The sequence below is a fragment of the Nakamurella panacisegetis genome (genome assembly GCF_900104535.1).
In the GTDB taxonomy this organism is placed as follows: Bacteria; Actinomycetota; Actinomycetes; order Mycobacteriales; family Nakamurellaceae; genus Nakamurella; species Nakamurella panacisegetis.
The window spans coordinates 1,846,653-1,862,671 of sequence record NZ_LT629710.1; the positions used below are offsets into that span (position 1 = coordinate 1,846,653).

The 16,019-nt window shown below is 66.9% G+C and carries 12 protein-coding genes; 9 read left to right on the forward strand and 3 right to left on the reverse strand.

What is annotated here, in order from left to right; translation table 11 throughout:
- Nucleotides 1-1,194, reverse strand: coding sequence for a hypothetical protein (locus BLS97_RS08135; RefSeq protein ID WP_090475537.1), 1,194 nt, complete (start codon nucleotides 1,192-1,194; stop codon nucleotides 1-3).
- A gap of 499 nt (nucleotides 1,195-1,693) precedes the next feature.
- On the opposite strand from BLS97_RS08135, the gene BLS97_RS22805 reads away from it, so the two are divergent.
- Nucleotides 1,694-1,891: a hypothetical protein gene (locus BLS97_RS22805; RefSeq protein WP_157695294.1), complete on the forward strand. Its 198-nt coding sequence runs from the start codon at nucleotides 1,694-1,696 to the stop codon at nucleotides 1,889-1,891.
- A gap of 361 nt (nucleotides 1,892-2,252) precedes the next feature.
- Nucleotides 2,253-3,185 (forward strand): nuclease-related domain-containing protein, encoded by a 933-nt coding sequence (locus tag BLS97_RS08145; protein ID WP_157695295.1) that lies wholly within the window; start codon nucleotides 2,253-2,255, stop codon nucleotides 3,183-3,185.
- Between the two features lie 432 nt (nucleotides 3,186-3,617).
- On the opposite strand, the gene BLS97_RS08150 is transcribed toward BLS97_RS08145, so the two are convergent.
- The gene (locus BLS97_RS08150) at nucleotides 3,618-6,974 is read right to left on the reverse strand and encodes a DUF5107 domain-containing protein (protein ID WP_090475540.1); all 3,357 of its coding nucleotides are present in this window, start codon (nucleotides 6,972-6,974) and stop codon (nucleotides 3,618-3,620) included.
- 93 nt (nucleotides 6,975-7,067) lie between these two features.
- On the opposite strand from BLS97_RS08150, the gene BLS97_RS08155 reads away from it, so the two are divergent.
- The 7 genes from BLS97_RS08155 (at nucleotide 7,068) to BLS97_RS08185 (ending at nucleotide 14,834) form a co-directional block, all read left to right on the forward strand.
- Nucleotides 7,068-7,934, forward strand: coding sequence for an AraC family transcriptional regulator (locus BLS97_RS08155; protein ID WP_090481679.1), 867 nt, complete (start codon nucleotides 7,068-7,070; stop codon nucleotides 7,932-7,934).
- Nucleotides 7,935-8,107: 173 nt separating this feature from the next.
- Nucleotides 8,108-9,070, forward strand: coding sequence for an alpha/beta hydrolase (locus tag BLS97_RS08160; protein WP_090481683.1), 963 nt, complete (start codon nucleotides 8,108-8,110; stop codon nucleotides 9,068-9,070).
- 121 nt (nucleotides 9,071-9,191) lie between these two features.
- Nucleotides 9,192-10,268: a LacI family DNA-binding transcriptional regulator gene (locus BLS97_RS08165; protein WP_172832238.1), complete on the forward strand. Its 1,077-nt coding sequence runs from the start codon at nucleotides 9,192-9,194 to the stop codon at nucleotides 10,266-10,268.
- Between the two features lie 400 nt (nucleotides 10,269-10,668).
- Entirely contained in the window at nucleotides 10,669-11,532 is an 864-nt protein-coding gene (locus BLS97_RS08170; protein ID WP_231988418.1) for an ATP-binding cassette domain-containing protein, read from the forward strand.
- A gap of 64 nt (nucleotides 11,533-11,596) precedes the next feature.
- Entirely contained in the window at nucleotides 11,597-12,820 is a 1,224-nt protein-coding gene (locus BLS97_RS08175; protein ID WP_090475543.1) for a sugar ABC transporter substrate-binding protein, read from the forward strand.
- The gene (locus tag BLS97_RS08180; protein ID WP_090475544.1) at nucleotides 12,817-13,803 is read left to right on the forward strand and encodes an ABC transporter permease; all 987 of its coding nucleotides are present in this window, start codon (nucleotides 12,817-12,819) and stop codon (nucleotides 13,801-13,803) included. Before BLS97_RS08175 ends, BLS97_RS08180 begins: the two co-directional genes overlap by 4 nt.
- The gene (locus tag BLS97_RS08185; RefSeq protein ID WP_157695296.1) at nucleotides 13,800-14,834 is read left to right on the forward strand and encodes an ABC transporter permease; all 1,035 of its coding nucleotides are present in this window, start codon (nucleotides 13,800-13,802) and stop codon (nucleotides 14,832-14,834) included. The genes BLS97_RS08180 and BLS97_RS08185 overlap by 4 nt, the downstream gene beginning before the upstream one ends.
- A gap of 13 nt (nucleotides 14,835-14,847) precedes the next feature.
- On the opposite strand, the gene BLS97_RS08190 is transcribed toward BLS97_RS08185, so the two are convergent.
- Entirely contained in the window at nucleotides 14,848-15,834 is a 987-nt protein-coding gene (locus BLS97_RS08190; protein ID WP_157695297.1) for a Gfo/Idh/MocA family protein, read from the reverse strand.
- Between the last annotated feature and the right edge of the window lie 185 nt (nucleotides 15,835-16,019).

The following is a 16,019-nucleotide window of genomic DNA, read 5'->3' on the forward strand; positions in this document are numbered from 1 at the left end:
TCAGAGGCCGAGGCGGACGCCGCGGCTGCCCGGTGGGGTGGCGGCGTCACGGTAGCGGTCCAGGGTGTCCATGGAGGCGTGGCCGGTGAGGTCTTTCAGGTCGTGGGCGGATTCGCCGGCCCTAAACCCGGCGGTCACCCTCCCCCGCCGCAAGGAATGCCCACCCAACTGCGCGAGGCGATGTGCGGGCCAACCGGCCTGACCGGCGCGGGCTTTCACCCGGGCGGCGATCGCCGCAGCAGTCAGCGGCGATTCGCCGATCTGCCCGGTCCGGCCGGTCACCGGGAACAACGGACTCAGCGGAAACGCCGGCGGATGAAGAGCATCGACGGTGCGGCAGCGATGCTCGACGGGTGTACCACCGGGGGTGGTGGTGCGCCGCAGCAGCTGAATGACCGCCGGGCGGCCGCCTTCGACGTTGGCGTCCAGGAGTTGTCGCCAGGCCAGGTAGGCGCAGACCCCGCAGGTGGCGGGGTGCTCCCCCACCGGCACCGCCACTACCCGCCCCTGGGCCTGCTGGTCGGTCTTGGACTTGCGCAGGGTCAGGTGCAAGCCGTCCTCCGGGTGCAGCGCCACGTCCCGGAGTTGCATCTGGGCCAAGGAATCAGAGCGGAGGGCGGCCATGTAGCCCAGGAGCAGCAGCGCGATGTCCCGAACCGCCAGGACCTGCTGCCCCCACCCGCCCTGCCCCTGATGTGCCCGCGTCGAGGCGACTAGCTCCTTCATCTCCTTCGGCGACAGCGGGTGCCGCCGCACCGCCGGGGTCGCCCTCGTTGCCCGGATCCCGGCCAGGGTCCGGCGGACCGTCTCGGACTTCCCCGGAGCCGGAAGGCCGGCGGCGGTGTGGACCTGGTTGATCGAGGACACCCACCGGGTCAGCGTGGCCGGGACGAACCCGGGCCGGCCGTCTAGACGGGTCTGTTCGGCCGCCGCGGTCAGGTAGGCCGCGACCGTCAGCTCGTGGGCCGGCAGCGCCACGAACCCCCGGCCGGCGCACCAGCCGGTAAACCGGCGCCAGTCCGACGCGTACGCCGCGGCGGTGTTCCCGGCAATCGACGCCGCAATGACCGCCGCAACCCCCGCCCGCTCCGACTCCAGGAGGTCCGGGACCACAGCAGAGTCGCCGACCACCGCCTGCTCCCCCACCGAGACCCAGCGGACCGGCACCGCCGGCACCGCATCAGAGCCGGTCATGAGCTGTCTTGTGCGTGTCGGTGCAGGTCAGGACCGCCGCGACCACCGTCCGCTGCCGAGACACCGGGAAGGCATGGGCAGGCGCCTGAATGAGGGCCATGAGCGCCTCCTCCTTTCGTCAGGTGACGTTTTGCCTGCTCAATGACTGGTTCGGCGTCTCCGGCAGCCTACCGGACTAGGTGAAATAATGTTTGATTATTGCAGCGGGAGACAATGGTTCCTGATCCAGCTAAGAAATAGTCCGACAATCGTGACAAATCTTTCTGAATTCGAACGATATTCTTTCCTAACGGAGTTCGACGAATTCCAGAGATCTGCCCGCATCTTGCCCACAATTGGCCGTGATCTGACGTGACGAGCGGTTATTGCGGCTTAACCCCCCTTGACTCCACGTTCACCAAAGCCGCAGGTCAGGAGTCACATCGGTTTCCTCCCGACTGTTGCACTCCTACGGCCCAACATGTGCTGCACACTGGCTCTAACGTTCGCGCCGGCACTGATGGCCAGTGAAGCCGCAGTGTGCCGCAGCTCGTGCGGGTGGAACCCGGCCGGCAGCCCGGCCTCGGTCATCGGCGCGTTCCACCAGGCCGGCCGGGCGTTCCTGACCCGCAGCACGGTGCCCACGGGGAAGCAGAAGACCAGCTCGTCCGCCGGCCCGCCTCCAGCACCGTACCAACCGGTCGACGATCGACGCTGAGATGGGTACCGACTCGGAAGTTGGCTAGGCATCTGAGCCCAGCGGGAATCACCTACCTGGAAGGTGCCCCGATCGGGGGTCACTCTTCGCAGATCGGCGACGTCATCAATCTCGGTTGGCTCGATGGATCCCTGGGGACGGCCGCGGGTCCTGGTCCGTGGGCACCTGGGGTATTCAAGATGATCGGTCGGCGAGTTCGTCGTGCAAATCCCGCGGTGGCGCCCATGCTCAGGGGATGTTCGAGACGCAGCGGCGAGATTGGGGCGAGCGTCGACTCGCAGGTGATTCTCGTGCGGGTCGACGCACGCGCGACGAGGTCCGCAAGATGCAGTGGGCGTTCGTCAAAAGGTCCTGGGCATGGATGTTGAGCGGGGTCGGGCTCGGTGCGGGCGGCACCGCTGCGGTTCTGCTCTTCGTCCATGGATCGTTCGCGCGGGGCATGGTTGTTGGTGCGGCCTTCGTGCTGGTGTTCGGCGGGCTCGCCGTCTTGGTCATGCAGTTGACCGGGACCGCGCCGCTCGGGATGGGTGCCCAGGCCGAGGTCTGGACGGCCAGCGAACTTCGTCCGCTGCGCCGGCATGGCTGGCGAATGGCCAATCATCTCTTGCTTCGGTTCGGCGACATCGACCACCTGCTCGTCGGCCGGCACGGGGTCCTCGTCATCGAGACGAAATGGAGTGCCGACACATGGAGCCTGGACAGCGACCGCGTCGGCAAGGCTCTCCAGCAGGTGAAACGCAACGCCCACGACATCCGGATCTGGAGACCAGAGCTACGGCACGGTTCACCCGAGGTTGTCCGGCCGGTGCTGTTCCTGTGGGGCGGTACCCGATCTGACGTTCCCAAGCCTGATCACGTGGAGACCATCAACGGTGTTGATGTCATCTACGGACTCACCGCGGCGCGTCAATGGCGTGAAGCACTGATCCAGCGCAGCGGAACGCCCGAGCTGTCCGATGAGCAGGTCACGGCAGTCTGGGACGCGGTGACGACCAACGCCCACCACTTGGATCAGCGCGAACAGCGGGAAACCGCACCGCCGTCCGTCGCCAGCATCTTCATGCTCGGACTGGGCACCGTCTTCGCCGCGATCCTGTCCGTACTTGCCTGCCTGTACTCGATGGAAGCCATCACGCCCGGATGGGCCCGGGTCATCCTGTTCGCGGCCTTCACAGCCGTCGGTCTCCTGGCACGACGCTGGACACCCACCCGGACGATCGCACTCGGCTGGCTCACCGGCACCGGATTCACCGCCGTGTTGGCACTCGCAGCGCTACTGACCGGGCGAGCATGATGGTCCGCACCACCACCGCACTACCAGGGTCGGGGACGAGATAGTCGGCCTCGAGAAGCGGGGGCTGGACCGGAGTGACTTTCTTCGCGGGGATCCTCCCGTCTGATCAGCGTGGCCAGCTGACTCCAGGACCGTCGATCCACCCGCCGGCACGTCAGTCAACTGATGGATACGGCCGTCCTCCCGACCGGGGCGCCCTGAACTCATCGCGCACGCGAATCGCTCGCGGCCCATTCTCTACCCCGGGCGGCACGAAATCGTCGGACATCACTGCCAGGGCCAGACCGCTGCCCATCAGAGGCCGCCAACAGAGGCGCGTTGAGAGGCTCAAGGTACTTGAACAAACGGGACCGACCGCCAATCTCACTGGAGCCGTACTCGGGTGATCGACCGGTACTGGCTGGATCGGCCGACGGCTTCATTCCCGCCCGGCTAGGCCTCCGCGGCAATCGACCGGCTGAGTTCATGAGCGCGCAGGTCGGCGGGGTCCACCCGACTGAGCTCGGACAACGCTTCCTGTGCCTCAGCCGGCCGATCCATGAGGGCCGCCCATTGCGCGGCCACCAAGAGCCCGTCACGACGCGCGTTCACGCCGGGCTTGGGTGGGAAGAGCAGCAGCTGCGGAAGTGACGTAGCGAAGTAGTCGGGTGTATCGATGAGATCCTCCTCAACCGCGCACCGCCGCCACGATTCAACGACGGCTTCGGCCCGAGTGTGCAGGTTGAGGCGCCGTAGTGCCGTTGTCGAGTAGAAGAAGCTGGTCGATCCACCCGGACCCTCGATCTCGGACGGGGCAAAGGCAGCCGCGCGGGACCACGCCGATCTGGCGCCGGCGATGTCGCCCGCCTGGAACGCGGCGTCGCCCAGCATCAGCTCCAGTTGCGACAGATCGTCGAGCGGGTGCCACGTCTCGGCGAGATTGAGCGGCGGGTGGAGAGCGGATTGCAGATGGGTGTCCGCCACGTCCAGGTCGCCGACGGACAGGCAGTGGCGGGCGAGGTCGAAGTGGGCGGCCGCCCATACCTGGCATACCCGTCCCTCCCCGCCTTCCCATGGTTGAAAGACTCTGGACCTGAACAGTTCGATCGCTGCGGCCGGACGACCATCGACGATCAACAGCTCGGCCAGAACCACCGTGAGGTCGTCCCGCTTTGCGACGATGTCAGGGCGTGATTCCAACCCCGACAGCCGCTGCGAAACCGATACCGCCTCGCGTGCGCACAGCTGGTCACGCTCGAACCACAGCCGCGCGTCATCAGGCGCCAGTCGTATCGCGCGGTCGTAGTGCCGCCGGGCCAGGTCGACGTCGTCCTGCACGGTGACGGCGGCTAGAGCCAGGCCACGCAGCACGACGACATCATCCGGAACCTGCTCGAGTGCGCGGTTCCACCACAGCACGGCCTCCGCGTGGCGGTCGTGCGCGTAGAGCCAGTGCCCGAGCAGAGCCGCAGCGCGACCGTCGTGCGGATCGCGGCCCACTTCTGATTGGAGCACCTGATAGTCCGCCAGCCTCCCGGGAAAGCAGAGCAGCGGATCAGCCTGTCCGGCTTCGAGCACGGCGTCCTCCGCCTCCGCGTCCCGGCCCAGCGTCCGCAACACGGAGGCACGGTGGAAGTGCAGCAGCGGCAGCGCATTACCCGCCCCGGTCCCCGCGCGGGGGAGACGCACCGCCTGATCGAGCACGGACAGTGCCGACTCGGCGAACCCCGCGCCGACATAGTCGAGCGCGAGATCCAGAAACGCCTCGGCGTCACAGGTGAGCTCGAGGTCGGCGAGATGGCGTGCCCAGTTGTCCAACGGATCCAGGCTCAGCGTGGTGGCCAGCTGGCGATTCGCGTCTGCTCCGCGATCCAGCCGGCGTAGCACCAGCACCCGCAGATCCGCCGCCTGCAGGAATTCTGCTTCCGCCTTCAGGGCGCGGTCCAGATGGTCCAGAGCGTCGGCCCACCGGTGCCGCCGACTGTCAATCTGCGCCAATCCGTAATGGGCAGGGGCCCGCCAGCCGGCGATCCACGCTGCGGTGGAGAGGCTGTCGTAGGCGGCGTCCAGGTTGTCCTGGGCAAGTTGGACGATTCCCAGGAAGTAGTGGGCCGTCCCGTCCACCGGATTCGGATTGAGCTCGGTGAGCCGGGCGGTGGAGGTCAGCAGAAGCTTCTCGGCTTCCGCGAAACGTCCGGCCCGGTACAGACGATGGGCCATGGCCGTGTTCGTTCGGCTGTCGCCGGCGTCGATCGCCAGGGCCCGTCGCCAGTAGGGCTCGGGAGACCGGGTGGCGTGCCGGTACTGATCCAGATGAACCCCAGTGAGGTACAGCGCGTCAGCCGATTCAACCGTCGCGGGTGCGGGCGGCTCGGCGGCCGGCATCGGTGGGCTGCTCGTGACCTGGGCCGCGCCGCGCAGGACCAGCAGCGTCTCCCCACCATCGGAAACCGTCACGGTCAACGCAGCCGCCGCCAGGTCGCCGTCGATCGGATACCGCCGGAGCGCGGGCGATCCCGGCTCGATGGACACCAGGTCGTCGGCCAGGATGCGTCCCGCCTGCTGGACGAGAATGCGACAAGCCAAACGTGGACGGGTGACGGCTATGGCGACGGCAACCTCCGCGCCCGATTCATCCCTGGCGACATCGAGGCGTCCCGCGGCCTCGACGGTGGCATCGGTGGCCGGGCCGATCCGATGGATCGGGTACCAGAATTGGCTGAAAGTCTTGGTTTCGCCCGGCGCCAAGAAGGAGAAGTCCGGTTGATTGTCGGTGTAGACGCCGGCCATCAACTCGATGTATGGACCATCCCCGTCCGTGAGATTGTGCTCCCACACTCGTCCGAACTCTGAGTTTCCCCACGTCCATTGCTTCTTCCCCGGTGAGACGTGGTGATCGGCCCAGTGCACGAAACCGAGGCCCTGACCGTGGTCGTATCCGCCGAAGAAGTCGCCACGACTGCCGACGCACATGTACGAGGTCGGCACCGGAATGTTGCGCCACCAGTCCAACCGATCGGCGTCCGGGTGGTCCGCGTCAACCCGATCCGGATAGTCGACTCCGTAGTACCGGCCGTCGGCACGTGGGAACGAGCTGACCGCACGTTTGGCGTGGTCGGCGACAGCGGTGACGTCGGACGGGAAGAACGATTGATAGTCGTCGTCCACCCGCACGGCTACGTTGGCCCACCAGAGAAACGTCTGCGGCAGAGTGGTGCGGTTGTACAACCGCACCACGACCTCGATGACGGCTCGGTCCGGGTACAGCCGGATTCCGTGCATCCCTTTCATCCGATTGAACGGATCGTGTTCGGAGCACCAGACGGTCACACTCCCGTCGGGGCGTCGTTCGATGTCCGTGTCAACCGGGAGGAAGGTGCCCGGGCGATGATGCTGGGGCCAGTTGAACTCGACTCCGCCGGAGATCCACGGCCCGGTGAGCCCGACCAGAGCCGGCTTGATGACATTGTTGCGGTAGAACAGATCCCGTCCCGTGGTGCGATCGACCGCCACGTGGATGCGACCACCCAGCTCGGGCAGGATCGTCAACCTGATCCAGTCGTTCTGCACGTGGATGGCCTGCCACTGCTGCGGATGCTTGACGGAGCCGACGCTGTCGTAGAACGGCAAGGGGTACACCCGCCCGGAAGACCCCTGGTACACACGCCGGTCCAGGAAGGCCGGGTACATGCTGGGCTCGTCGACCGGATAGGTGTCGATGCCTACCGGCTCCGACCAGGCGGCTACACCCAGACCCAGCTGATCGTCAGGTACCGGCGGCAACGCGATCGAGGACTCGGAGACGGTCACGATGACGAACCTACGTCGACCGGCGGGTGCGGCGGAATGGCGCAAACCACGGAAGACCTGGACGAAACGACTGACAGCTGGCACCATCCACTCATGTCACGGGCTGAAGGATTCGTCGGCCAGAGGCTTCAAGTCCTGCCGTATACGGTGCAGCGGGCCGCGTTGCGTCGCCCCGGGACCCGACAGCTACTGGTCACCGCCTGCGGGGTGTACCCACGGGCGGCCGGACATGGATTTACTCGGGACGCAGGGACGCCCGAGACCGTGTTGTTGATCTGTTCGGCCGGTCGGGGGTGGGTCTCGGCCGGCGGCGACCTGTCACCGATCTCCAGCGGCCAGGCGGTGCTGCTGCCGCCCGGCCCGCCCCACGCCTACGGCGCGGACCCGACCGATCCCTGGACGATTTGGTGGCTGCACCTTGCGGGGTCCGCCGTGCCGGATCTGCTTGCCGCTGCCCGTGTATCGACCGCTGCCCGCGTGCTGATGGTCGGCGACATCCGGCAAACGGTCGGTCTGATCGACACCATCATCGATCGAACGGAACGTGACAGTACTGAGCACAGCCTGCTCGGGGCAGCCGGGGCGGCCTGGCACGTCGTCGCCCTGCTGGCCGCCGACCACGGGCGCCAATCGGTCAAGGACTCACCGATCGAGGCCGCGGTGACCTACTTGCGCGACCACGTCGCGGCATCCGTCTCCGTCGCTGCATTGGCCCGCCGTGCCGGTCTGAGTCCTTCGCACTTCGCAGCCCGGTTCCGACAGGAAGTGGGCACCACGGTCGGTGCCTTCCGCACCGACCTGAGAATGGCCGCGGCCCGGCACCTGCTGGACACGACGACCACGCCCGTGGCCGACATCGCCGCAGCTGTCGGCTATCCCGACGCCTTCTATTTCTCGCGACGCTTCCGCGCTGTGCACGGCTGCACCGCCACCGCCTACCGACAGCAGTCCAAGGGCTGAGAAACCCAACTGGCGCTGCGACGCCGCGCACCGGGCACCGGATGACCGGACCAGCCCGTCGACAGCACCGGATCGGTGTGATTTGCTGTCAACCTTCCGGCTCGACGCAAGATTCCTTCCGGCGTCGGCCGATGTTTCCCGAGGCCACCAGCGCCACTCCCGGAGGTTCTGCCATGACATCTCGACACCTCGTCGATCCGCAGCTCACGGACGTCCTCGACGCGTGGCCGCCGCTGGCCCTGACCAACGAGTCGCTGCCGTCGATCCGCGAACAGAATCGGCTGGAGATGATCAGCACCCGGCCGGTCGATCCACCCTTCCCGGATGTGACGCTGGCCGAGCACTTCATCGACGGGCCGGCCGGAGCCGGGGCGTTGCGCATCCTGGTCATCAGCCCGCGCCTGCAGGCCACGGCCGCGCCGGGCCTGCTCTGGGTGCACGGCGGCGGGTATGTCATGGGCAGTGCCGATCAGGACTCGCTACAGGTCCAGCGTCTGGTGAGTGCGGTCGGCTGTGTCGCCGCGGTGGTCGACTACCGGCTCGCCCCGGAAACCCCACATCCCGGACCCATCGAGGACTGTCTGGCGGCGCTGCGGTGGCTGCACGACGCGGCAAGCACGATCGGAGTCGATGCGTCCCGGATCGGTGTGGCCGGCGAGAGCGCCGGAGGGGGACTGGCGGCGGCGCTGTGCCTGCTGAACCGGGATCTTCAGGCGGTGCCCGTGATCCTGCAGTTGTTGATCTACCCGATGCTGGACGACCGTACGGTGACCCATCCGGACCCCCACCCGTATACCGGTGAATTCGTCTGGAATGCGGACTCCAACCGGTTCGGCTGGGCCGCTCTGCTCGGCGAAGAGCCTGGCGGCCAAGACATCTCCCCGTACGCGGCGCCGGCGAGGGCGACGGATCTCAGCGGTCTCCCCCCCACGTACCTGGATGTCGGCACGCTGGACCTGTTCTTCGAGGAGGACGTGGACTACGCGCGACGCCTGGTCCGGGCGGGTGTCCCGACCGAATTGCACGTCTACCCGGGCGCCTTCCATGGATACCCCCGGGCGGAGACGTCCGCGGCCGCGATCGCCCACCAAGCAGCCGTCGAGGCAGCCCTGCGCCGGGGCCTGTCGGTCGGCTGAGGATATCGTCGACCTATGCGCAGGCAACCATGACGAAAGGAGCGCCGATGGTGGTCCTGGTCGGTCCCTCAGACATGGCGATCCTGCGTTCGACAACACGCTCACCGGTCGGCCGACCGAGGTGAGTGGCTCGTCGCCTCGCCCACCGCAGAGCACCATCAAGGATGTCGCGGCGAGGGCACACGTCAGCGTCGGCACCGTCAGCAATGTGCTGAACCGGCCGGAGACCGTGTCTCCGGGCACCCGCCAACAGGTGCTGGATGCCATGAAGGCCCTCGGCTTCGTTCGGCATGCCGGGGCCGCGATGCTCCGGCGCAGCCACCGCACCTCGATGGTCGGTGTGATCGTGTTGAACGCGGCCAGCCCGTTCTTCGCCGAGGTCGCTGCCGGCGCCGAAGACGTTGCCCGGGAGGATGATCGGCTCGTCGTCATCTGCAGTTCGGCGGGTGACCGCGAGCGTGAAGGGCGCTACTTCGTTGCACTCGAGGCGCAGCGGGTGGCCGGGATCATCGTCTCGCCGGTGGGCCTGCGTGTGCCCGAGGTGACGAGTCTGCGGGCCAGGGGCGTCGCGGTTGTCTTGCTGGAACGGCAACATCCCGACTTCTGCTCCGTAGAAGTCAACGGCCGCGGCGGAGCCGAACAGGCCGTCGGTCACCTGATCGGGCTCGGACACCGCGAGATCGCCTACGTCAGCCCCCCGCTGGACATTCCGCAGTACCGACAGCGGTGGGAAGGTGCCGAGGCGGCCGCAGCCGGCCATGCCTTGGTGCACCTGGTCCGGACCGAGGTTGGGCCGCTGGGCGGGACCGAGGCGGGCAGCGCAGCGGCGGCAGACCTGTTGACCCGCCACCCGGAGATCACCGGCTTCTTCTGTGCCAACGACCTGGTGGCTCTGGGACTGATGTCCGGCCTGGCCCGGATGGGTTACCGCATTCCCGAGGACGTCTCCGTCGTCGGTTTCGACGACGTCGAGGGCGCCCGGTTCGGAGTCGTGCCGCTGACCACCGTCCGCCAGCCGGCCCGCGAACTCGGCCGGAGGGCAACCGAACTGATGTTGGCCGAGGCCGCTGCGGGCCCAGATCATCACCACGAGCACGTCGTCTTCGATGCCGAACTGGTCATCCGCGAATCCACAGGTGCTCCGCGCACCGGCGGACGGCCGCACTCCACTCCTCCGGATCTCACTTCACATTTGTGAATCGCGTTCTGGCGCTGTCACGGACCTACCTGGGGGATGCCGTTGTGATGGCGAGGCCAGCGCGCCAGGATCGTGTCGGCGGGCAAGGGGCTCGGCCGGCCTGCGCGACATGAAGAAGCCACGGTGAACCACCTGCGCCACAACGGTAATGCCGGAAGCCGCGGCAACGGTTGGCCGGTGATGCGCAGCGGTCAGCCAGCATCTCGGTGCACCGAAGACCGTCATTTCCGGGATTTCTTCGCTGTGACCCTTGACACCAATCGGCTGCCGCTCCTATGGTTCCTCTAGCTCTGAACCGATTCAAAGCGTCACGGCAGTGTGATCTTCCGATCTGTTGCTCGGCGTGCGGCCAACCGGACGTTCCGAAGGTTTCGAACCAGCCCAGCTAGCTAGGAGCGGCATGTCCCTCGAACCAGCGTTGCAGCCGGAGCCCGGCACCAGCGATCGGCTCTGTCCCCCTGAGCCCACGATGGTGGCCACGCACATCACCAAGCGATTCGGTGCTGTGGTTGCGCTGGCGGATGCCTCGATCCAGATCGGCAACGGTGAGGTCCTCGGGCTCGTCGGCGACAACGGAGCCGGCAAATCGACCCTGTTGAAGATTCTTTCGGGTGCGATTGCTCCGGACTCCGGCACGATCACACTGGAGGGTAGCGAGATACAGCTCCGGCGGCCGAGCGACGCTTTGCACCACGGAATCGAAACCGTCTACCAGGATCTCGCCCTCGTCGACACCATGAGCGCGGTGCAGAACATCTTCCTCGGCCGGGAGGAGCTGTCCGGCCGTCGCGGGCTGCGGGCTCTGAACCTGGTGGGGGACAGGTCCATGCGCAAACAGGCGCGTCAGGTACTGAACGAGCTCGGTGTCAAGGTGCCGTCGGTCAATGTCGGCGTCAAGGGCATGTCGGGTGGGCAGCGGCAATGCCTCGCGATCGCCCGGGCGGTGCTCTGGGGTCGCAAGATCGTCATCCTGGACGAACCGACCGCGGCCCTGGGCGTACGGGAATCGGGACAGGTCCTCGACCTGATCACCAAGATGCGCGGTCGGGGCGTCGGGGTAATCGTGGTCAGCCACAACATGCAGCAACTGATGCAGGTGGCGGACCGGGTCACCGTGATGCGCCTGGGTCGGTCGATCGCCACTCGAACAGTCTCCGACACCTCCGCCCAGGAGATCGTCGGTCTCATCACGGGAGCCGTCCCCCCGGACGAGCACGCCGATCAGCATGCCACCGCCTCGGTTGTCGGGACCCCCGGCAGCTAGCAATTCAGCGGTTCGCACCATCCACTCCATTGCCATTCAACGATGAAAGGTCCGACGCCAAAACATGCGCACCTCAAGAACTCTCCCCATCCGGCTGGGTCGCCGCGGCGTCATTGCAGTCGGCGCAGCCGCCGTTCTCGTCTGTGCCGCCTGCAGTTCGGCATCCACCGCCACGTCGGCACCCAGTTCGACCGCCTCGACGAGCGCTGCCGCAGCTGCGGCGCCGGCGCCGGCGCCGGCACCCGCCTCCGGCCAGTCGTCCGCTGCCGGATCGGCCTCCGCCGGGGCGGCCGGCGGTTCGAGCGCCGCCGCCGCCGGAAAGAAGCTCAAGATCGGCATCGCCGTGGGCGGTCAACCGGCAGACTGGCAACCGGCCCAGGGCCAGGTGGCGCAAGCGCTGGCCAAGGCGCGGGGGTGGGACAGCGTGCTGCTGAGCAACAACAACGACGGGCCGACGGCCTTGAAGAACGCCACCACCTTCATCAACGACAAGGTGGACGCCGTTCTCGAGTTCAACGGGCAACCGGGCACGAATCCGGTCATGGCAGCAAAGCTCTCGGCCGCCAAGATCCCGGTCATCACCTACGACATCGCCCAGCCCGGATGGTATTTCGTCGGAGTCGACAACGCGAAGGCCGGCGACCAAGCCGGTCAGGCGCTCGGTGCGATGGCCAAAACGAAATGGAACTGCCAGGTTGATCTCGTGCTGTCCGCCGAAGGCGCCGCGGCCGGACCGGTCAACACGGCTCGGACCGGCGGCGCCCGGGACGGACTGAAGAAGATCTGTCCGGACATTCCGGCCGCCAACTACGTGTCGTACGAAAGTGGCGGCGCGATTGCGACTTCCACTCCGGCGGCGCGCGATGCCCTCTCGGCGCACCCCAACGCCAAGAAGATCCTGGTCGTCGGAATCAACGACTTCGGGGTTGTCGGCGCGCTCCAGGCGGCCGAACAATTGGGCCGAGCCGACAACATCATGGGTTGGGGCCAGGACGGGAGTGCCATCAGCGGCAGCAGTGTCGACCCGCACCTGATGGGCAGCGTCGAGTACTTCCTGGAGGGGTACCCGGTCTACGCCTTCCAGCAGATCCTGGACAAGATCTCCGCCGGTCAGACGCCGGCCATGGCTGACTCCGGCACCAAGCCGGCGGCTCTGGTCCAGCCGTGCCCGGTGACTGCCGAGCAGGCGAAGTCGGTCCCGTCGCTCGCCGATCGGGTCACCAAGGTGCTGGCCTCGGGCGGTGCCCAGACCGAGTACGAGATGTTCTGCCCGAAGTCAGCTGGATGACCACGCAACTGACCGATGCCGGCTCCGCCACCAGTGAACCTCGCGTTCAGTGGTCCGGGGCCGGCACCCCGGTCGCGCTGGCCGCAACGTGGCTGGTGCTGATCGTGGCATCGGCATTGCACCGCAGTGACTTTCTCTCCCGCGAGACCTTACTGTCCGTCGCGTTCACGATGGCGGTGACCGGAGTACTGGCGGTAGGGCAGGCGGTCGTGGCGATCAGCGGGGGAATCCTGGACCTTTCGGTACCGGCCGCCCTGATCATCCCTTCCTTCGCCATCGCCGACCTGCTGGGCGCCGGCGTCTCCAGTGGTATCGCGGTCGTGGTGGGTGTCTTGGCCGGGGCGGCCTGGGGTCTGCTGAACGGCCTCATCATCGTGGCCGCCAAGATCAATCCGATCATCGTGACCCTCGGGTCGAACTTCGTCGGTGTCGGCGTGCTGTATGTGCTGCAGAAGCAGGCCGCGGTACCCACGGCGTCCGGTCTACGCCGCTGGGGACAGCACTACCTGCTCGGCCTGCCCAGCATCTGGTGGCCCATGTTGGTGCTGATTGTCCTCGTCGGAGTACTCCTACCGCGGACCAGGATCGGCCGGCGCACCATCGGCGTCGGAGGTAACCCGGTGGCGGCCAAGGCCCGCGGAATCTCGCTGGCCCGCACTCGGCTCGCGGTCTTCACCTTCTCAGGGGCCTGCGGTGGGGTCGCCGCGGTGTTGTTCTCGGCCTCCACACCGCAATTCGTACCCACCGACAGCGCCACGTTCCTGTTGCCGGTCATCGCCGCGGTGATCGTGGCCGGCATCTCCTTGTCCGGCGGACGCGGGAGCCTGCTGACCCTGTTGCTCAGCGTCGGGCTGCTCTCCACCGTACCGACCGCGCTGGTGTTCTTCGGACTCAACTCAAACTGGCAGATCGTTTTTCAGGGATTGATTCTGATCGTCGCGGTCTCCATCGACGGTCAGGCGCAGAAGAAGGCGAAACGGTGACCATCAATACGCCGGTGAGGACCAGCAGCCCGCCCACGCTCCAGGATTTCGACATCGACCGTCCACGGACCTTCGGGCGCCGGGTGCTCGATGCGGTCAACACCCCGACCGGCACCATCGGGATTGCGCTGATCATCGTCGTGGCGATCGGTCTGTCCTGGGAAGGCGGCAGCTTCGCCTCCAGTGACAATCTCGCCAACGTGGGCAGCTTCCTGGCGATTCCGCTCATCATCGCCACGTTCTCGTCGGTGGCGCTGCTGGCCGGCGTCGTCGACCTGTCGGTCGGCTCCATGGTCGGCTTCGCGGCCGCCCTGTTCGTCCAATTCGTCAACAAGGGCTACTCGCCGTGGATCGCCGGGCTCATCACCCTGCTCTGCGCAGTGATCGCCGGCAGCATCAACGGTCTGGCGATCGTGGGCTTCGGAGCGGAGCCCGTCGCGGCCACACTCGGGATGTTGACGGCCCTGCGCGGGCTGTGTCAGGTGATCGTCGGACCGACCGGCCTGTCGTCCGCCCTGGTCCTGGGCCTGCTCGAATTCACGTCCAAGGCTTACGGACCGCTTCCCCTGCTCTTCCTGTTGGGGCTGGGTCTGGTCGCGGTCGCGTCGGTGTTGGTGGGCTACACCAGGGTGGGCCGCCACATTCGAGCCGCGGGCGGCGATGCCAGAGCGGCCGGCCGAGCTGGCATAGGCGCCCTCCGGATCCGATTCTTCGCGCTCATCCTCAGCGCCTTCGGGGCCGGCCTGGGGGGCATCCTGTACGCCGGTCAGCTCGGCGGGGCGTCGAACGTGCTGGGCACGGGCCTGGAATTCCAGGTGTACGCGGCGCTGATGATCGGCGGCTACTCCATCCTGCGGGGCGGAATCGGCGCACCCATCGGCGGCCTGTTCGGTCTGCTCGTGGTGGCGGGTGTGCAGAACATCTTCGACGTCAACGCCATCAATCCCTACTACCTCAACGTGGTCATCGGCGTACTGCTCCTGCTGACCGTCTACGGCGACCGCCTCCGGGGAGGCGATCGCTATGAATGACCTCCCCCCGATATCAGCCCACGTGCAGGCCGATCTGCCCGGCCGTCTGGTCGAGCATGGCCATCACCTCCAGGGTGGCCGCCCACGGCATCAACGGATGCTCCACGGACCCGGCGCGGATGCAGCTGTGCACCGCAGCCACCTCGTAGTGCAGGCCGTTGCCCTGTTGGTTCGCCGGAAGCCGTTCGTCCACGACCAGGTCGCCGCCGCTCATGTCGCGATGTCCGATGACGATCTCATCGGGGCAGTGCAGGAATTTCGGCAGCACGATCTCGCGGTCGGCGCCCACCAGACGGGCTTCATTGCGCAGGGGCACGGTCAGGCTCGTCTGGAGGGAGGCGCTGGCCTGCGGATAGCGCAGAGCGATCTGGGTGGTCAGGTCCACGCCGGTGGGGCCGATGAGCCCGGACGCCAGCAGGCTGGTGGGTACGCCGAGTACTGCGTGTGCAAGCTGCAGGGGGTAGACGCCCAGGTCGAACAGGGCGCCGCCGCCGGTCGAGGCGGTGAACAGACGATTGTCCGCCGGGAAGCGCATGCCGAAATCGGCTTCCAGATAACGTATGTCCCCGATGACACCCTGGCCGAGCAGATCGGCCAGCATGTCGAAGTAGGGCAGGAATCTGGACCACATGGCTTCCATCAGAAACACGCCGCCCTCACCGGCCGCGGCCACCACGCGGTGCGCATCGGCCAACGTCAAGGTGAACGGCTTCTCCACCAGCACATGTCGGCCGGCGGCGATGACCGTGAGCGCGTCGCCGCAATGTGCGGAGGCCGGGCTGGCGATGTAGACGACATCGATGTCACCGTCGGACAGCAGGTCCGGCAGGCCGGCGTACCGGCGCGGGATGCCGTGGCGATCACCGAACGCGTTCGCGTTCGCCATGCTGCGGGACCCGATCGCCAACAGTTCCGCGTCGGCGACGAGCGGCAGGTCAGCGGCGAACTTGTCGGCGATGGCGCCCGTGGCCCAGATGGCCCAGCGGATCGGATTGTTCATGTGATGCTCCGTTCGGTCCGGTGAGCGGGGCTCACGCATTTCAAAGATGTGAAGCGAAGTTCGACAAGATGCATGAGCGTAGTACCGAGCGGCAGTGGCCGCTCAGGCGGGGATCCGGAAAAGGGACGGGCCGTTACGGCATTGTCCGAGAAAATCGCAGACACGAAACCGATGGGATGCGTTGT